The sequence below is a fragment of the Algoriphagus machipongonensis genome (assembly GCF_000166275.1).
GTDB lineage: Bacteria > Bacteroidota > Bacteroidia > Cytophagales > Cyclobacteriaceae > Algoriphagus > Algoriphagus machipongonensis.
Window position 1 is genome coordinate 865,266 of record NZ_CM001023.1, and the last position, 17,324, is coordinate 882,589.

Below are 17,324 nucleotides of genomic sequence, written 5' to 3' on the forward strand. Positions count from 1 at the left end.
CAAAAACCTCAAAGTTTAACTCTATCACGTATTTCACTTTTCTTCATTTAGGGATGCCAATATTGTGAAATTTTCTTTTTCAAGAAACCAACGCTTCTCGCTAATTGGTCCATACCATCCACCCCATCTTCAATGCTGATCCAGGAATCAAAGTCCACCCTTCGAAGCTCAGTGAAAATGGCATCGTAATCATTCATTCCCTGTCCGATTTCTCCATGACTCAAACGCTTTGCATAACCTTGAGCTCCTCCTTCTTCCTTTCGTAAGTCCTCAATGGTGCCATATTTTAAAAATCTATCGCTGGCATGCATGGTGACAATTCTTTCAGAAACATCATAAAGTAAGTCCAAAGGATCTTCACCTGCCAAAAAAGCGTTGCTCGGATCATAATTCACCCCGAAATTAGGATGATGAATGCTATTGACAAGTTGAGTGAAAATGCTTCTTTTTTGAGCAAATTCAGGGTATTCCCAGAAATCATCTTTGTAGTGATTTTCAATAATTAAGGTGATTCCCAAAGATTGAGCATAGGGGAGACAGGATTCAATACAATCCTTTGCCAATTTTATTCCTTCATCTATGGATAATTCCGGTCTAAATTGGCCTGAAAGGACCCTGCAATACTTGCCTCCTAGCTCATCAGTCATTTCTATCCAATGCTTTTGTTTTTGAATTTCCTTCTCCCGGAAAGCTTTGTCCCGATGAGTAAAGTCAGGAGAACAGCACATCATGGGGATTTCCATGCCTTCATCTTCCACCATCTTTCGAAAGAGGGACCAATTTTTTCTGTCTTCCATCTCCAAAAAACCCGCATACCATTCTAAGCCGTCAATGTCGAGAGGGGCAGCTAGTTTGATCCATTCAGAAATTTTCATGCTTCCATCTTTGCACAAGGCATGCATAAATGCTTTAGGAAAAGCGGCTAGTTTGGGCATTTTCTATTATTGTTAATGGTTGTACTTCAAAAAAATAGGGATTCATTATCTAGAGCTTTTTGAACTCAGTCATGCATTTAAACTGGTTTAAGAACGGATTTGACTACCTCTCCATGATGCATTTTGGTAAATGCTTCCTTCCAATCAGTAATAGGCCAAACTCCGCCGATAATAGGTTTTACATCTAAAGCCCCACTTGCCAAGAGCGCAATCACTCGCTCCCAAATAGGCCAGTTATGGCTAAAGCTTCCTTGAAGGCGTACATTCTTTTGAATGATAGGATCTAAAGAAAAATTACAAGGCTTAGGTCCCCAGCCAACTTTCGTAATTTGACCATTTGGCCTTACGAGCTGCATGGCGATTTTCAATGTTTCACTGACTCCAGCGGCATCGATGACCAAATCGGCTCCCATTCCATCTCTTTTTCTTGCCCAATTTTCAGCATTTCCTACTAAGGTTTCGCATCCATATTTTTTGGCAATTTCCAAGCGTCCTTTATCAGCTTCTAATCCCAAGATGGCGACTTCTGCTCCGCAAAGTTTTGCTACAGCGGCACATAAAATTCCGATGGTGCCCGGTCCAATTACAATCACACGATCTCCCGGTTGAATAGAGGAGTTCCCTACCACAGCATTATAGGCGACGCAGCAAGGTTCCGTTAAGCATGCTTCTTCGAATGAAAGTTGTGCTGGCACTGCGTGCAGGCAGCGTGCCGGAACTCTCACGAAACGGGTCATTGCCCCATTTACACCATAACCAAATCCTTTTCGGGTAGGATCTAAATTATATAACCCAACTTTACTCATGGGGTTTTCTGAGTCAATAATGGCCGCGGTTTCACTGACAACTCTGTCTCCAATTTTCCAGGTTTTTACGCCCGAACCTAGGGCAGCGATTTTCCCTCCAAATTCATGGCCGAGAACGACGGGATAGTTTACTGGCCAACTATGGTCAGAAGTCCACTGATGCAAGTCGCTTCCACAAACGCCCACATTGGCTACTTCCATTAAAATATCATCTACTCCAATTTCAGGTATTGGTATTTCTCTGATTTCCACAGAGAATTTATCTTCTGCAAAGTTGACGACAGCAGGGGTTTTTGTACTTGACATAGCTTAGGCTTTTAATGGGGGAATGGTGTCTTGACTGTGAATGGCTTCGCAGATCATCCGAAGTGAACTTTCCAGGTCACCAGAAGCGGTTTTAAAAGAGTCTGCATCTATTGTCAATGGTGCTCCAAGAACCACTAGAGGCGCACCATATTGGGGACATTGGATGGCTTGTTCTAAGCTTAGCCCACCAACAGCCTGAACGGGCACATCGACTGCTGCAACTACTTCTCTGAGTTGATCCAAAGGGCTTGGCATTCTTTTGCCGGAAGCTGCAATTCCTCTTCTTTCATCGTATCCAATATGGTGGATGACATAATCACAGCCTAGGTCTTCTAAAAATTTCGCCCCTGAAATCATGTCCTCACTTACCATATTATCTCCCATGACTTTTGCTCCAAAATCTCTTCCAGCTTGCACGACGCATTTGATAGTTTCCGCATGAGCTCTAGCCATCACGACTACATGAGTAGCACCTGCTTTTGCCATCATCTCTGCTTCTAAATAACCGCCATCCATCGTTTTGAGGTCGGCAACAATGGGGACATCCGGAAAAGCCTCACGGAGTTTTTTGACGCCATGAAGGCCTTCGGCCAAAATTAGGGGAGTTCCTGCTTCCAGCCAGTCTACACCAGCTCTCATTGCCATAGCGGCTGTTTCCAGTGCTTCATCAATGTTTGTAAGATCTAAAGAGATCTGTACAATTGGTTTCATAGTAATTGGGTTTTATTGAATTGAAAAAGTGAAACCTTAATATAAGTCTTTTTTGAAAGGGGACTTTCTGTGTGTTTCCTGTTTGTACTCAGATCTTTTAAAAATTGAAGGCCAAAAAATAAAAAACCTCAGCCTGGAAAGACTGAGGTTTTACTAAAATCTTTAATGATTACTGCTGTAACCTTGCCTGCACTTCTTCTATCAGGCCTTCGTATTTTTTGAGGATTCTAGCCCAGTCTTCAAACTTCTCATCGTCTTTTACTGTGACTTGGTTTTGGCCATCTAGGAAAGCTTCCTGACTGATTAATTTGATGACATAGGTCAGTTGATCCGAATTTCCTCCACTACTCACGATAACTCTTGTTCGGATGATACTTGACTGGAAATTTTGAACCTGCCAAGAGCTCGTCAAATAACCCGTATTATAATCTACCGTTTCCAGAATATCGAAATATCTGGTGATAATAGAGCTCAAAATTCTCCAAGCTTCTTCAGAGCTATGGGCAGAGTTTACAGGTACTGTGATTCTCACATTGGCTAGATCAGATGAAACTGAGGATGTATAAGCCTCATCAATATTCATCTCCACAAAGTCAGTTACCGGAGGCTCCTGCATGTTTGTTTGGTTACAGTAGTTTTTCACATATCTAACATATCCCTCTTTGGAGATTCGGACTTCCACACATCCATTTTTAGGAACCATCAGATCATATCCACCTGTACCTACTCTTTTCCCTGCGAGTTCAATGACTGCATCATTGGGGTTGGTGGTGATTTTCACTAACCGATCTTCCAAAAGTGCTTTTTCTCTCACTGGTGGTTCTGGATCAGTATCAGGTTTGTTACAAAAAACTTTGGTGTACTCTACGTAACCATCTTTGTTTACAGAAACTGTAACACATTCATCGAGGGGAACATTGATGTCTTGGTTTCCTTTTCCGACGCTGATCCCGTTTGAAGTAACATTGGCATCTGCTGGACTAACTTCCAAACGAACCTGTCTGTCTTTTAATTGAAAATAATCTCTTGCTGGTGGTGTCTCTCTATCTGAAGAATTGTAATAACTCTTTGTGATTGGAGCAAATCCAGGCTTTTTAACTTCTACCGTATGGAAGCGGTCTTTTTGGATGATTAGGTAAATGGATTTGGAGCCGATCATTCTACCATCAACATAGATTTCAGCATCATAGGGCTCTGCAGTGATTTCTACTCTTCGAGCATCCAAAGAGACGTATTGCTCTTTATCCCACTTGAGGCTTTTGTTGAACTCCTTGATGACAGGTTCATATCCTGGCTTGGTTACTTTGATTCTGTTCCTGCTATCTTTTTCAAGTTTGTACTCGATAGCTCCCATTCCCAATTCTTGTTTGTCAGAATCATCATAATCATTTAGCAAAATGAATTTTGCATCGGAATGGTTAGCGGTGATTTGTAGTTTTTGAGAAAAGGAAAGACTGGTTGAAAGAAGGAAAAAGAAAATTAGAGTGAGTAAATTTTTATACATCATAGGTTGGTGTTTAGCGTTTAGCGATCGCTAAATAATTCAATATGAAGTATTAATCCAACCTATTTGAAAAGGAATTGTCCAATTATTCCCCAATTATGACCATTTTTTTCTTAAAAATTGAAGCCAATTTCCGTGCATAACTTTGGCGACATCTTGGTCTGAGTAGCCTCTTTCTCTCAGTAAATCAGGGACTTTCGTGAAGTCTGCGATGGTATCAAGATCCCAAGGCGCCTGCTCTTTTCCGAAAGCACCATCCAAATCCGAGCCAATTCCTATATGATTGGCATTTCCTGCAACTTGACATATATGATCCAAATGATCCAAGACGGTATTTAAAGTGACATCCCGCTCTTTGGGTGTGGTTTTCCCTCTTTCCCAATTCGGACTTAGCATCCAAGCATCCATAGCTCCTCCGATTACTGCACCTCTGTCTATCAAAGCTCTGATCATGTCGTCGGAGAATTGCCTGTTGTGATCTACCAAGGCACGGCAATTATTATGACTGGCCCAAACTGGCCCTTGGAAAATCTCTAAAGCATCCCAAAATGCCAAATCACACAGGTGGGTTGCATCAAGAATAATCCCCAGTTCATCCATTTTGCGAAGCAACTCTTTACCGTTTTGGTTTAAAGGAGCTGATGCATCTGTGCCATGAGCATATCTTCCGGGACCATAGTGAGCAGGACCCAAGGCCCTTAGGCCTGAATCATAAGCATTTTCAAGATAATCCAAGCTAATAATGGAATCAGCCCCTTCAAGTGATAAAATGAATCCGACTGGTTTTTCGATATTGCTTTCCCCATTTTCCCAAAGGGAAATATGTGAGTTAAGTTCCGATAAATTTTTTATTTGAACCATTTCTCCCTGAGCGACCATCGCTTGATACCAAGCCAGTTGACCTTGAGTTTGTGCCCAAGCCTGAGCGGGAGAATGCCATCCGGGAAGTGAATTATCTGGAGCGACATACCTCGCGATTTGGGTGGCTACAACCAAACCCACATTTCCCTTTCTGAGCGCTGGAAGTGAAACCACCGCATTGCCTCGGTCGGGTTTATCTGTCAAACCTTTTTCTCTTTCATTTATTTCTGAAACTGGTCTCGTCAGGTCACGATTCCATTCCAAGGCATTCATACTTAGGTCTAAATGGGCATCTATTGTTAGCATAGTCTAAAAACTTTGGAGGACGAATACGGTTGGGATTTTATGAAGATCTAAAGGCAGCTTTTTCCATTCTGCAATGGTTTTGGTTAGGATAAGTTCATCCGAACCGGTAATGTTTTTAGCTACGCAGAGTTTTGTGTTAGGAGAAAGTGTTCGCAAGGCATCCTCAAAAAGCTGGTTATTTCGGAAAGGAGTTTCCATAAAGATTTGAGCCCTTTTTTCTCGTAAAGATTCTGATTCCAGCCCTTTTAAAGCAGCTGATCTTTCTTTTTTATCTATTGGCAGATAACCGTGGAAAGTAAATGATTGGCCCGAAAAACCAGAACCCATCAGTGCTAGAAACATGGAACTTGGACCAGAAAGAGGAACCACTTGAATTCCTTTAGTATGAGCGTGTGCTACAGCAAGTGCCCCAGGGTCCGCAATTCCAGGACATCCTGCCTCTGAAATGATTCCTACATCAGCTCCATTTAATAAGGGTTGCATGAGTCGGTTGATGCTTTCTGGACGAGTTTTTTTATCCAGAATTTCCATATGGATTTCTTCGATATTGACTCCCAGTTTTAAACTACTGATATATCTTCTTGTGGTCCTTAAATTCTCCACAAGATATACTTTTGTGTTCTTGACAACCTCTCTGATTTGAGGGCTAATGACATCATTCACAGTGTTGTCAGCCAGTATGTTGGGGATTAGAAAAAGTTTTCCTTTGGGCATGATTGGGTATTTAATTGGTTCAAATTACATTGAAAACCAACGAGTTTGTGATTTTAGAGGAGGAACTTTTGGATTTCTTTGACTACTGCTTCGGGCTTTTCGGCATGAAGCCAATGTCCGGTATCGGAAATAAATTCTACTTCATATTTTGGGAAGAATTTTTCCATATCTCCCAAATCTGATTGTTGAATATAATTTGAGTTGCCTCCAGCCAAAAATAAAGTAGGACCTTCATACTGGTTTTCACCAGCTAACGCTTCACCGACTTGATTTATTTTTTCAGTAATGACAGGTAAGTTGATTTTCCAAACGAACCCATCTGAGTCTCTGCTTAAGCTTTTTAGTAAGAATTGCCTCGTTCCCAGTTCTGGAACATAAGAAGAGAGGATGTCATCAGCCTCTTTTCTAGACTTGGTGTTTTTTAAATCTATGGCGTTTAGACCCTCCAAAATTGTCTGGTGGTGAACCGGGTAATACCTTGGTGCAATATCAGCGATGATCAATTTTTCTACTCTTTCTGGATATTGAAGGGCAAAGTTCATTGCAGTTTTTCCTCCCATGGAATGTCCCATCAAAAACACCTGATCCAATTTTTCATCGTCCAGAAGTTCTTTCAAGTCTTCGACCATGACTTGGTAATTCCATTCTTCGGAATGGGGAGAATCTCCGTGATTTCTTTGATCTACCAGATATAAGGTAAATGTTTTCTGAAGTTCTCGGGCGATACTAAACCAGTTGTCCGCCGAACCAAAAAGTCCATGAAGAATGACTAATGGTTTTCCAGATCCGAGTTTTTTAAAGTTTAATTCCACTGAAATTTATGATTTAAGAAATACGATTTACGAGATCCGCTGAACCTCAAATCTTAATTCCTGGTTTCTAAAATTTTCAAATATTTAAAATTGTAAATCTTCAATTAAGAATCACAATTCAAGTTGACGTCGATACATCTGAATGGTGTTCTCTAATCCATAATAAAGTGCATCGCAGACTAAAGCATGACCAATGGAAACTTCATCTAAATAAGGGATGGATTTCTTCAGGAAAGCAAGGTTATGAAGGTCTAAATCATGTCCTGCATTTAGTCCTAGGCCTAATTCTTTGGCGATTTCAGCTACTTCTACATAAGCTTTTACTGCCTTTTCTTTGTCTTGATGAAACCCCACAGCATAGGGTTCGGTGTATAATTCCACCCGGTCAGTTCCTGTAAGCTTTGCCGGTTCGAAATATTTTATCTCCGGATTAATGAATATGGAAACTCTAATTCCAGCCTCCTGAAGTTCGGAGACAATATCCTTCAGCATTCCTTGATTTGAGATTGTGTCCCAACCGGTATTGGAAGTGATGGCATTAGGAGGATCTGGAACCAAGGTAGCTTGAGCAGGCTTTACTTCTTTGACCAAATCCATAAAACGTTGGTCTGGATACCCCTCTATATTAAATTCGGTCGTTACTACTTTGGCTAAATCAAAAACATCCTGATGCCTGATATGCCTTTCATCAGGACGTGGATGAACCGTAATTCCCTCTGCACCAAAGCGCTCGGCATCTAATGCAACTTGTACGACATTTGGGTTATTTGCCCCCCTTGCATTGCGCAAAGTGGCTATCTTATTAATATTTACACTTAGTTTAGTCATTTACAGGTCGAAAAAGGTATTTTTGTTAGATCATTTACCAATAACACAAACTTAGGACTTATGAGTTTAAAGCAGAAAATAGATAGCGAAATTAAATCCGCTATGATTGCCAAAGATAAGGATAGATTGAGAGCATTGAGAGCGGTGAAATCTTTGATACTACTAGAGGAGACTAAAGGGAGTGCAGGAGGAGGCTTGACTGAAAACGAAGAAATGAAGATTTTGACGAAAGCAGCTAAGCAGAGAAAGGATTCTGCAGATATTTATAAAGAACAAAACAGGGAGGATCTTTATGCCGTGGAAATGGCTGAACTTTCTATCATTCAAGAGTTTTTGCCAAAGGCCTTGACGGATGAAGAGTTAACAGCAGCAATTCAGGAAATCATTACTCAAACAGGTGCTTCCAGCCCAAAAGAAATGGGGAAAGTAATGGGAGTAGCGAGTAAGCAGTTGGCTGGAAAAGCAGATGGAAAAGCCATTGCAGACAAAGTAAAAGCCATATTGAATAGTTGAGCACGGTAGACATCATATTGATTGCCATCTTAGGCTTAGGTGCCTTTGAAGGATATAGGCAAGGATTCCTGATGGGGATCCTTGGCCTTTTTGGCTTTGTGATTGCCATAATTTTGGGAGTGTATTTAATGGACTCCATGACGGATTGGCTTAAATACAATGTCACAGAATTCAATTTAGGCTATCCTGCTATAGGTTTCTTGGTAATTTTTCTAATTACTCTTTCGGTCATCAAAGTTCTTGGGTACATCTTGAAAAAAGCTATGGATATAGTCTTGCTGGGTTCCTTAGATTCTATCGCGGGGGTGTTTCTTGGGATTGTTAAAGCGGCTTTCTTTGTGAGTTTATTTCTCTGGCAAGCCAGTCTTTTTAAGCTTGATATGCCAAAGCAATGGACTGCAGATTCTGATTATTTAGGCTTCATTGAGCCAGTGGCACCTGCAATCGTTGAGGCAATAGAACCTTTATTTCCGCAAGTGGAGACCAATTTAGAAAAGCTTGAAGAGATCGTAGATGATATTTTAAATGATTCTGCTGATTGATAATTTTGATTCCTTTAGTCATATGTTGGCCGATTTGGTCCGACAGACAGGCGCGGAATTGAAAATAGTCAGAAATGACTGCCCTCTGGAAGAGGTTCAAAAAATTAATTTCTCAGGACTTATTTTATCTCCTGGACCGGGAAGACCTTACCAAGCTGGAAACCTTATGGAAATACTTGAAAAGTATCATGATCAAGTTCCAGTATTAGGAGTGTGCTTAGGCCATCAGGCAATTGGTGAATTTTTTGGTGCTGATCTGGTGAAAAATGAGTTTCCTGTACATGGGAAAGTTCATGAGGTCAAAAAGACAATAGCGCATCCCTTCACAGAACAAATTCCTGAAAAATTCAGTGTTACCAGATACCATTCCCTTCAATTGGAGCATGTTCCAGATGATCTGAAAATAATCCTAGAAACAGAGAAAGGAGAAGTAATGGGGGTTGTTCATAAAGAGCTTCCCATTTTAGGGATTCAATACCATCCTGAAGCGCATTTAACGCAATATGGTCTCGAATTGATAAAGAATTGGATTAAGGCTATTCCACAGAGAATTAGCGTAAGTCAATGACTTCTACTCCCGCATGTTTTTTGGTGTCAAAAACAAAGTGGCTGTCTGGGATATTGGGATCAGCCTTTAGATTTTTGAAGGCATAAGCAAAGGTTCCACCTTGATCATCAAACATTTCCCAGCCCAATAAATCCTTGGTGTTTTTGTCGATCATCAACTTCACCTTTTGAAAAGGTGCATTCGATTTTTCGGCTTCTAATTCCACTACATTAGCTGTTTTTCCCTGATAGGATTTATCTGCCAATAACTTGTAATCATATCCTTTCTCATACATCTTATAGATGTTTGAAGGCGTTAATTCTCCTTCCATTTGAGAAACATCATTGATAGTGACTTCCTTGTAAGTGGAGGTTTCTATGAAAGTCCATACGGTCTTTCCATCGTTAAAAATCTCTTGATCTGGAAGCTTTAGTCTGTATTGGTTTCCCTTTACAGCAATTTCGCCACTTTGGCGATCACCTGTTCCTGCTATATCAGAATAGGTATAATCAAAGCTTGCGGTAAACCCTTTCATGCTTTGGTATTTTTGGCTCATGCCATCCAATACTTCTTTTGCTTTCGGGTCTTTTTGTGCAGCGGCGTCAAGAGTGATAAATGCTGCAAATACTATGGTGAATACTAGGGCTATTTTTTTCATGTAATTTCAGCTGAATGAACTCTATAAATCAGCTATTACAAGCTATTCAATAACCGTTCCAAACTAGCCTCATCCTGAACTAAGACTTCTCTTGCCTTTGATCCTTCAAATGCTCCTACGATCCCTGCAGCTTCTAATTGGTCAATAATTCTACCGGCTCTGTTGTATCCTAACTTCAGCTTTCGCTGAATCAAAGAAGTACTTCCTTGCTGGTGCATTACAATCAATTTAGCGGCATCATCAAAAAGTGGATCACGATCAGATAAATCTACTTCACCTATACTACTGTCACTGTCTTCTCCCTCGAATTCAGGTAAAAGATAGGCGTCAGAATAGCCTTTTTGCTCTCCAATCCAATCACAAATAGCGTCTACCTCAGGGGTGTCCAGGAAGGCGCATTGAATACGGATCATGTCCGAGCCTTGAGACAGAAGCATATCACCCATACCGATCAATTGATCGGCTCCTCCTGCATCTAAAATTGTTCGGCTATCTATTTTTGAGGTAACACGGAAGGAAAGTCTTGCTGGGAAATTGGCTTTGATAATACCCGTGATCACATTTACAGAAGGTCTCTGAGTCGCTAATACCAAGTGAATACCAATGGCACGTGCCAGCTGAGCTAGCCTTGCGATAGGACCTTCGATCTCCTTTCCTGCAGTCATCATCAAATCTGCCAATTCATCAATAACGAGGACGATATAAGGCATGTAGTGATGCCCGTTTTCCGGGTTTAATTTTCTGCCAATGAATTTCGCATTGTATTCTTTTAGGTTTCTCGCTCCGGCGTCTTTCAGCAGGTTATAGCGATTGTCCATTTCAATACAAAGGGAATTAAGCGTATAAATTACTTTTTTGGTATCCGTAATGATAGCCTCCTCAGCTCCGGGAAGCTTGGCTAGGAAATGTCTTTCTATCTTGTTGAAAAGTGAAAGTTCTACTTTCTTCGGATCGACAAGCACAAACTTCAATTGAGATGGATGCTTTTTGTAAATCAAAGAAGCGAGAATCATATTCAGACCCACCGATTTACCTTGTCCCGTAGCACCTGCCATCAACAAGTGAGGCATTTTCGCTAAATCGGCAACAAATACTTCATTGGATATGGTTTTACCCAAAGCCACAGGCAAGTCCTTATCAGAACGCATAAATTTCTCCGTGCCCAATACAGCTCTGGCAGGAACGAGCTCCCTATTTTTATTTGGGACCTCAATCCCGATCGTACCTTTGCCAGGAATTGGAGCAATGATACGAATACCCAATGCAGCTAAACTTAGGGCAATGTCATCCTCCAGATTTTTGATTTTGGAGATTTTTACTCCGGGCTCAGGGACGATTTCGTAAAGTGTCACAGTAGGGCCAATCGTAGCTTTAATCTCCTGAATCCCTATTTTAAAATTGATAAGGGTTTCAACAATCTTGTTTTTGTTGTCTTCCAGTTCTTGTCTGGACACCGTGACTTTCTGAACGTCATATTCATTCAGTAAATCCAAGGTTGGGTATTTGTAGCGAGGTAAATCTAGCGTAGGATCAAAAGGGTCTAAATTTTCAACTTCTGAAGCGGTCTTTTCTTCTCCCTCAGCTTTGGTTACAGAGAAGCTTTTTTCCTCAACAGGTTCTTTGGGCTTTTCTACAATTTCATCCAAAAGGTTGACTTGATTGACCTTGAAAATATCATCTTCCTCCTCAACGGGTTTTTCATCTTTTGCTGGTTCATCAACCAGATCAACAGATTCATTCTTCACAATCCAATCGCTGCCGTCATCTTCAATGTCTTCTTCCTCTTCTTCTATCGCTGAATCGTTTTGCTTAGAGCTATCAAATGGATTTTTGGCTGTTGAGTTAGTTTCATCCAACTCATCAAATGTTTTGTCAAGTAAGTCTTCTTCAGACTCTGCCTTTGGTGTAAACCATTCCAGTTTATCAATGTCGAAAAAGAAGATTACGAATATCAAGAGAGCTGCTCCAATCAAGATGAATGTTCCCCAGCTTAGGAAGTCGGCAGATAATTTTGCCAATTCATACCCAAAACCTCCTGAAAGGAAGCTCCAATAAGAATATCCTTCTACTAAAATGACGATATATCCAGTGAGCAAGCCTAACCAAAAGGTGAAGAATAAAGCAAAAGTGGTGTATCTCGTTAAGGAAACTAAAGAGGTTTTAAAGCTCCATTTGAAACCTAGGAAAAACAAGAAGGGTGGAAATAGAAATGCTGCTATTCCAAACCATCTGTAAATCATCCAGTGAGCAGCCTGTGCCCCTAAATATCCAAGCCAATTGCCGGAGTTTCTTGCGGTTTCACGGATTTCATCATCAATTGGAGTATTCATCACTAAACTTTGATCTGAAGGACCATTGAGTAAATAGCTGATGAATGCAATGAAAAGGAAGATCCCCATGGACATGAGAAGAATTCCCATGGTTAAAACCAATTTGGAGCTCTTTATAGAGCCAAAGGAAAACTTAGGCCCTTTTGAATTAGAGGCTGTTTTCTTCTTCGGTTTTTCTCCTTTTTTCCTAAAAGTATTGGTCCTTGGTGAATTGGTGGCCATGTATTCGATTAAATCCGATTTTAAGATAAGATGATTGGATTGAGTTTGGCTAATTACCGCGAAAAATAAGCCAATAATCCTTTCTTGATCTTTTTGATCAACCCAGGTCCCTCATAAATCATGCCCGAGTACACTTGAACTAAGCTTGCACCAGCCTCAAGTTTCTCAATAGCGTCCTCTGCGGAGAAAATTCCGCCAACCCCGATGATTGGAAAGGATTTATTAGATTTTTCGGATAGATATCGGATGACCTCAGTACTTCTCTTGCCTAAAACTTTGCCAGAAACACCGCCTGCTCCTATTGCCTCAACTTGGGACACCGGAGTGCTCAGTTGCGAACGGTCAATAGTCGTATTGGTAGCAATCACCCCATCAATTTTTGTTTCTAAAACAATATCCACAATATCGTCCAATTGCCCATTGGTTAAATCGGGAGCTATTTTTAGTAAAATAGGTTTTGGGTTTTCTTTTTGATCGTTGGCCTTTTTTACTGCCAAGAGTAATTTAGTCAAGGGTTCCTTTTCCTGAAGATCACGCAAATTGGGTGTGTTTGGAGAACTTACATTGACTACAAAATAATCCACATAAGGATGAAGAGCTTCTAGGCAAATCAAGTAATCGTCAACAGCATTTTCATTTGGAGTCACTTTGTTTTTACCAATGTTTCCTCCTACAATAACATCCGATTTTCTCTTTTTTAGGCGTTTGACAGCCTCGTGTACTCCGCCATTATTGAACCCCATACGGTTAATTAATGATTCATCGGATGGAAGTCTGAAAAGTCTAGGTTGAGGATTTCCATCTTGGGGTTTTGGAGTCAAAGTTCCAATTTCAATAAAACCAAAACCTAACATGGCCATTTCATCGATCAACTTGGCATCTTTGTCAAAACCCGCTGCCAATCCTACGGGATTTTTGAATTTTAAACCGAATACCTCTCGCTCAAGGCTAGGATGATCCAATTGAAAAGTAGACTTGACAATGGATTTAGCAATGGGGAAGTTGAAAGTAAATTTGGTTAGATCGAAGGTGAAATGGTGGGCATCTTCCGGTTTTTTAAGGAAGAAAAGAGGTTTTAGGATGGATTTGTACACGGTCTTATTTGCTTTTCAGACCGTAAAGTTAAACAATGAGGAATTGGATTTCTTTAAAAACAGAAAATTGAATTGGTCGATACGGTAATTTTGTGTTTTTGTAAGCCACTAAAGATGACACGAACAGTCCTTGAACAAAAAAAATGATCTCTTTTTTTATTAGCATTAAATTCCGGGAAAACCTGGTTGTCAAATATGATATGTTAATTGGCTGTTTAGATAAATGCCAATCGCATCGTTGCTGAAAAACCCGAACCTAAAGTTTGAGGTGGGACTTTATTTCCGCGGATGAAAATCGGTAAGAACCTGCCTTAAATAATCCCGATCGAGATGCGTGTAGATTTCCGTGGTGGTAATGCTTTCATGACCGAGCATTTCCTGAACAGCACGAAGATCAGCTCCGCCTTCAATCAAATGTGTGGCAAAAGAATGCCGAAAAGTATGCGGAGAGATGTTTTTTTCGATTCCAGCCAATTCAGCTGTTTTTTTGATGATTAGAAAAATCATTACTCGAGAAAGCTTTTTACCCCGACGGTTTAAAAAGACAAATTCTTCGTGACCTTTTGCGATGGATTGATGCACCCGTACTTCATCTTTATAAATATTTAAATACTTCAACGCGTCTTTCCCTATCGGAACAAGTCGTTCTTTGTTTCCTTTCCCTATCACTCTCAGAAACCCAATATCCTCGAATATCTGTCCTTTTTTAAGTTCGATAAGTTCGCTTACCCGTAAACCGGAACTGTAAAGCATTTCCAGCATGGCGCGATTTCGATGGCCTTCCGGTTCTCCCAAAGGAATAGCTTCAAGGAGTTGCACGATTTCTTGATAACTGAGTGTGTCAGGAAGTTTTCTCCCAAGTTTAGGTGCTTCCAATAGCTGGGCAGGATCTTCTGTGATTTTATCCTCATACATTAAAAAGCGATAAAAAGCCTTGATTCCAGAGATAATTCTGGCCTGGGTGTAATCTGAAATTTCGAGTTGAGCGAGTTCATTCACGAATTTTCGTAAATGCTCTAACTCTAAGTTTAAAGGGTTTTTGTCAGGGAAATTCTTCGAACTATAGGCTGCCAGTTTTTCTACATCACGCGTGTAAGCTTCAATGGAGTTTTCACTAAGCGACCTCTCTAATTTCAAATAGTGTCGAAATTGTTTGATGTGATTTTCCCAGGTTTTGGTCATTGTCAGATTTAAAAATTAAAATATTGGAAAATTAGGTGCTAAAGTTGGAAGGTTCAAATGTGGAAAGGTTTTAACTTTCCAATCAGAAACAGATTACCTTTGTAGCATCTTCATTAAACCGAATTTTGTTTTGAAAATTTTGATTATTAACGGTCCAAATCTTAATCTTCTTGGAAAAAGAGAACCAGAAGTCTATGGAAGCACTTCATTCGAAGAATATTTTGAAGAGCTAAAAAGTACTTTTCCAGACATTGAGTTACACTACTTTCAAAGTAATGTGGAGGGTGAGTTGATCAATAAAATCCATGAAGTAGGTTTTTCTTTTGATGCAATATTGCTCAATGCTGGCGGATACACTCATACTTCAGTAGCAATTTCGGATGCTATCGCAGGAGTCAATACTCCGACTCTGGAAGTGCATATTTCTAATATTTATAAACGAGAAGAATTCCGACATAAAAGCATTATTTCTAAATCCTGCGTGGGGATGATCTCCGGATTAGGCCTCAAAGGCTACGAACTAGGAATTCGCTATTTTCTATAACTCAATAAAACCTATGCTCACATTTGCACCTGGGCCATCTAAAGTCTATGATGCCCTACCAACCTATTTGCAAGATGCCTACAAGGAAGGCATCCTGAGTGCTAATCACCGAAGCAATGCTTTCATGCATTTGTATCAGGAAACTGAGCAATTGATGCGTGACAAGCTTCATTTGCCGGAGGATTACAAATTGTTGTTTACATCTTCTGCTACTGAAAACTGGGAGATCATCACGCAATCCATCGTGGAGAAGGCGAGTTTCCATATTTATTCAGGTTCATTTGGAAAAAAATGGATCGGCTTTGCAAAGCATATCAACCCAGCAACTGATGGTTTGAAGATAGAGGCAAATAAAGCGGTTCAAGTTTCAGATTTGGATATTTCAGAGGATTTTGATCTAATCGCACTGACGCAAAATGAAACGGCCAATGCTACTCAGGTACCTATGGCGGTGATTGAAGAGATCAAAGAAAAGTACCCTGAGAAAATGATTGCTGTGGATACCACATCTTCAATGGCAGGAATTGAATTGGACTTTTCATTAGCAGATATTTGGTATGCATCAGTTCAGAAATGTTTTGGCTTACCTGCAGGTCTTGGGATTTTGATTCTTTCGCCAAAAGCAATTGAAAAATGCGAGTCCAAGGGAGAAAAGGGCAGGTATAATTCACTGAGCTTTATCCTTCAAAATGCAAGTGGATATCAAACACATTATACCCCAAATGTTTTTGGAATTTATCTTCTAAATCGAGTTTTAAAAGATCTGGAAGAAATCCAACATGTAGATGCGAATCTTCGGGAGAGGATGCAAAAACTTGAAAATGCCGTTGCCCAGTCTCAATCATTGAGGATGCTAGTCGATAATTCAGAAACAAGAAGTACTACTGTACTTGCAGTAACAGGTCCTGAAGATTTGATTGCTTCTGTAAAAAAGGATGCCGAAAAAGAAGGGATGCAGCTGGGGTCTGGATATGGTCCATTGAAACCCACTTCTTTTAGGATTGCCAATTTCCCGGCGATCACAAATACCGAAATGGATAAATTGATTGGGTTTTTATCGAGATATTAATAGGAAGACCTTTGGGGTTTTAAAAACCCCGAAGGTCTTATGTTTTTTAGCCTTCGAAGTCTTTTGATTACTTTGGAGGCTTACAATGGTTCAAGTTTATAAACTTGGACCATTTTTTTTCACATTATCTCAATTGTCGAATGTAGCCTTATGCATTCACTATTTCTTAAATCTGAAATCATATATCCACAATCATAAATTCTTTATTTTTGCGGCATGTTTGATCTGAAAGAAATTTTATCCGTTTCTCTTATCCTTTTTTCAGTGATTGATATACTCGGTTCGATCCCGATTATTGTCAACCTGAGACAGAAGGTAGGCCATATCCAATCCGAAAAAGCAACTTTGGCGGCAGGGATTCTCATGATATTATTTCTTTTCGCTGGAAAGTCAATTTTAGGGCTTTTTGGGATAGGAGTGGAGGATTTTGCGATAGCAGGTGCGCTGATCATTTTTGCAATAGGCGCTGAGATGATTTTGGGAGTAGAACTTTTTAAATCTGACCCTGAGGCTAAAGATGGCGCCTCTATTGTTCCTATTGCTTTTCCACTGATTGCCGGTGCAGGTACGTTAACCACAATATTAACTTTGAAAGCAGAATTCGACCAGATCAATATCGCTATTGGGATTTTGCTGAATTTGATTTTGGTTTATATCGTGTTGAAAAGCACTGGTTGGCTGGAACGAAAAATAGGCAAAACGGGATTGGATGTTTTAAGAAGAATCTTTGGCATTATTCTACTTTCTATCGCTGTTAAGATTTTCAAGACAAATGCTTTTCCAATCGGTGTAGATTCTGGGATTTAATATTTTTGTCTAGTTCATTTTCCTTTACTTTGT

At 40.2% G+C, this 17,324-nt stretch carries 18 protein-coding genes; 6 read left to right on the forward strand and 12 right to left on the reverse strand.

What is annotated here, in order from left to right:
* Window positions 1-47: 47 nt before the first annotated feature.
* From ALPR1_RS03690 to ALPR1_RS03725, 8 genes are all read right to left on the reverse strand, one after another.
* Window positions 48-935 carry a sugar phosphate isomerase/epimerase family protein gene (locus ALPR1_RS03690; protein WP_008198502.1) on the reverse strand — a complete coding sequence of 296 codons (888 nt, stop codon included), beginning with the start codon at window positions 933-935 and terminating at the stop codon, window positions 48-50.
* Window positions 936-1,012: 77 nt separating this feature from the next.
* Window positions 1,013-2,047 carry a zinc-binding dehydrogenase gene (locus tag ALPR1_RS03695; protein WP_008198504.1) on the reverse strand — a complete coding sequence of 345 codons (1,035 nt, stop codon included), beginning with the start codon at window positions 2,045-2,047 and terminating at the stop codon, window positions 1,013-1,015.
* Window positions 2,048-2,050: 3 nt separating this feature from the next.
* Complete coding sequence (locus ALPR1_RS03700) at window positions 2,051-2,758, reverse strand: orotidine 5'-phosphate decarboxylase / HUMPS family protein (RefSeq protein ID WP_008198506.1); 708 nt, start codon at window positions 2,756-2,758, stop codon at window positions 2,051-2,053.
* A 169-nt stretch (window positions 2,759-2,927) separates the two neighbouring features.
* The gene (locus ALPR1_RS03705; RefSeq protein ID WP_008198507.1) at window positions 2,928-4,265 is read right to left on the reverse strand and encodes a PEGA domain-containing protein; all 1,338 of its coding nucleotides are present in this window, start codon (window positions 4,263-4,265) and stop codon (window positions 2,928-2,930) included.
* 93 nt (window positions 4,266-4,358) lie between these two features.
* Complete coding sequence (locus ALPR1_RS03710; protein WP_008198509.1) at window positions 4,359-5,429, reverse strand: dipeptidase; 1,071 nt, start codon at window positions 5,427-5,429, stop codon at window positions 4,359-4,361.
* 3 nt (window positions 5,430-5,432) lie between these two features.
* Window positions 5,433-6,143: an SAM-dependent methyltransferase gene (locus tag ALPR1_RS03715; RefSeq protein WP_008198510.1), complete on the reverse strand. Its 711-nt coding sequence runs from the start codon at window positions 6,141-6,143 to the stop codon at window positions 5,433-5,435.
* 53 nt (window positions 6,144-6,196) lie between these two features.
* Window positions 6,197-6,955 (reverse strand): alpha/beta fold hydrolase, encoded by a 759-nt coding sequence (locus ALPR1_RS03720; RefSeq protein WP_008198511.1) that lies wholly within the window; start codon window positions 6,953-6,955, stop codon window positions 6,197-6,199.
* A 111-nt stretch (window positions 6,956-7,066) separates the two neighbouring features.
* Window positions 7,067-7,783: a pyridoxine 5'-phosphate synthase gene (locus ALPR1_RS03725; RefSeq protein ID WP_008198512.1), complete on the reverse strand. Its 717-nt coding sequence runs from the start codon at window positions 7,781-7,783 to the stop codon at window positions 7,067-7,069.
* Between the two features lie 60 nt (window positions 7,784-7,843).
* Here ALPR1_RS03725 and ALPR1_RS03730 point away from each other — a divergent pair, with 60 nt between their 5' ends.
* From ALPR1_RS03730 to ALPR1_RS03740, 3 genes are read left to right on the forward strand one after another with little or no spacing between them, the layout of a single operon-like run.
* On the forward strand, window positions 7,844-8,296 hold the full coding sequence (locus ALPR1_RS03730; RefSeq protein WP_008198513.1) for a GatB/YqeY domain-containing protein: 453 nt from the start codon (window positions 7,844-7,846) through the stop codon (window positions 8,294-8,296).
* Window positions 8,293-8,838: a CvpA family protein gene (locus ALPR1_RS03735; protein WP_008198514.1), complete on the forward strand. Its 546-nt coding sequence runs from the start codon at window positions 8,293-8,295 to the stop codon at window positions 8,836-8,838. Before ALPR1_RS03730 ends, ALPR1_RS03735 begins: the two co-directional genes overlap by 4 nt.
* Window positions 8,822-9,406: an anthranilate synthase component II gene (locus ALPR1_RS03740; protein ID WP_008198515.1), complete on the forward strand. Its 585-nt coding sequence runs from the start codon at window positions 8,822-8,824 to the stop codon at window positions 9,404-9,406. Before ALPR1_RS03735 ends, ALPR1_RS03740 begins: the two co-directional genes overlap by 17 nt.
* Here the strand turns inward: ALPR1_RS03740 and ALPR1_RS03745 are convergent.
* The 4 genes from ALPR1_RS03745 to xerD all read right to left on the reverse strand — a co-directional run bounded on the left by ALPR1_RS03745 (window position 9,390) and on the right by xerD (window position 14,871).
* The gene (locus ALPR1_RS03745; RefSeq protein ID WP_008198516.1) at window positions 9,390-10,043 is read right to left on the reverse strand and encodes a LolA family protein; all 654 of its coding nucleotides are present in this window, start codon (window positions 10,041-10,043) and stop codon (window positions 9,390-9,392) included. The two genes, ALPR1_RS03740 and ALPR1_RS03745, sit on opposite strands and share 17 nt — an antisense overlap.
* 35 nt (window positions 10,044-10,078) lie before the next feature.
* A complete protein-coding gene (locus ALPR1_RS03750) occupies window positions 10,079-12,595 on the reverse strand; it encodes an FtsK/SpoIIIE family DNA translocase (RefSeq protein WP_008198517.1) in 2,517 nt (838 codons plus the stop codon).
* A 53-nt stretch (window positions 12,596-12,648) separates the two neighbouring features.
* Complete coding sequence (locus ALPR1_RS03755) at window positions 12,649-13,689, reverse strand: quinone-dependent dihydroorotate dehydrogenase (RefSeq protein WP_008198518.1); 1,041 nt, start codon at window positions 13,687-13,689, stop codon at window positions 12,649-12,651.
* 276 nt (window positions 13,690-13,965) lie between these two features.
* Window positions 13,966-14,871, reverse strand: coding sequence for a site-specific tyrosine recombinase XerD (xerD, locus tag ALPR1_RS03760; RefSeq protein WP_008198519.1), 906 nt, complete (start codon window positions 14,869-14,871; stop codon window positions 13,966-13,968).
* A 130-nt stretch (window positions 14,872-15,001) separates the two neighbouring features.
* On the opposite strand from xerD, the gene aroQ reads away from it, so the two are divergent.
* The 3 genes from aroQ to ALPR1_RS03775 all read left to right on the forward strand — a co-directional run bounded on the left by aroQ (window position 15,002) and on the right by ALPR1_RS03775 (window position 17,291).
* Window positions 15,002-15,415: a type II 3-dehydroquinate dehydratase gene (gene aroQ, locus ALPR1_RS03765; RefSeq protein ID WP_008198522.1), complete on the forward strand. Its 414-nt coding sequence runs from the start codon at window positions 15,002-15,004 to the stop codon at window positions 15,413-15,415.
* Between the two features lie 13 nt (window positions 15,416-15,428).
* Window positions 15,429-16,484 carry an aminotransferase class V-fold PLP-dependent enzyme gene (locus ALPR1_RS03770; protein WP_008198524.1) on the forward strand — a complete coding sequence of 352 codons (1,056 nt, stop codon included), beginning with the start codon at window positions 15,429-15,431 and terminating at the stop codon, window positions 16,482-16,484.
* A 216-nt stretch (window positions 16,485-16,700) separates the two neighbouring features.
* Window positions 16,701-17,291 carry a MarC family protein gene (locus tag ALPR1_RS03775; protein WP_008198526.1) on the forward strand — a complete coding sequence of 197 codons (591 nt, stop codon included), beginning with the start codon at window positions 16,701-16,703 and terminating at the stop codon, window positions 17,289-17,291.
* The last annotated feature ends 33 nt before the right edge of the window (window positions 17,292-17,324 follow it).

Bases quoted from the DNA above. Each gene is read 5' to 3' on its own strand.
- ALPR1_RS03690 (WP_008198502.1), bottom strand. From the start codon at position 935: ATGCCCAAACTAGCCGCTTTTCCTAAAGCATTTATGCATGCCTTGTGC.
- ALPR1_RS03695 (WP_008198504.1), bottom strand. From the start codon at position 2,047: ATGTCAAGTACAAAAACCCCTGCTGTCGTCAACTTTGCAGAAGATAAA.
- ALPR1_RS03700 (WP_008198506.1), bottom strand. From the start codon at position 2,758: ATGAAACCAATTGTACAGATCTCTTTAGATCTTACAAACATTGATGAA.
- ALPR1_RS03705 (WP_008198507.1), bottom strand. From the start codon at position 4,265: ATGATGTATAAAAATTTACTCACTCTAATTTTCTTTTTCCTTCTTTCA.
- ALPR1_RS03710 (WP_008198509.1), bottom strand. From the start codon at position 5,429: ATGCTAACAATAGATGCCCATTTAGACCTAAGTATGAATGCCTTGGAA.
- ALPR1_RS03715 (WP_008198510.1), bottom strand. From the start codon at position 6,143: ATGCCCAAAGGAAAACTTTTTCTAATCCCCAACATACTGGCTGACAAC.
- ALPR1_RS03725 (WP_008198512.1), bottom strand. From the start codon at position 7,783: ATGACTAAACTAAGTGTAAATATTAATAAGATAGCCACTTTGCGCAAT.
- ALPR1_RS03730 (WP_008198513.1), top strand. From the start codon at position 7,844: ATGAGTTTAAAGCAGAAAATAGATAGCGAAATTAAATCCGCTATGATT.
- ALPR1_RS03740 (WP_008198515.1), top strand. From the start codon at position 8,822: ATGATTCTGCTGATTGATAATTTTGATTCCTTTAGTCATATGTTGGCC.
- ALPR1_RS03745 (WP_008198516.1), bottom strand. From the start codon at position 10,043: ATGAAAAAAATAGCCCTAGTATTCACCATAGTATTTGCAGCATTTATC.
- ALPR1_RS03750 (WP_008198517.1), bottom strand. From the start codon at position 12,595: ATGGCCACCAATTCACCAAGGACCAATACTTTTAGGAAAAAAGGAGAA.
- xerD (WP_008198519.1), bottom strand. From the start codon at position 14,871: ATGACCAAAACCTGGGAAAATCACATCAAACAATTTCGACACTATTTG.
- ALPR1_RS03770 (WP_008198524.1), top strand. From the start codon at position 15,429: ATGCTCACATTTGCACCTGGGCCATCTAAAGTCTATGATGCCCTACCA.
- ALPR1_RS03775 (WP_008198526.1), top strand. From the start codon at position 16,701: ATGTTTGATCTGAAAGAAATTTTATCCGTTTCTCTTATCCTTTTTTCA.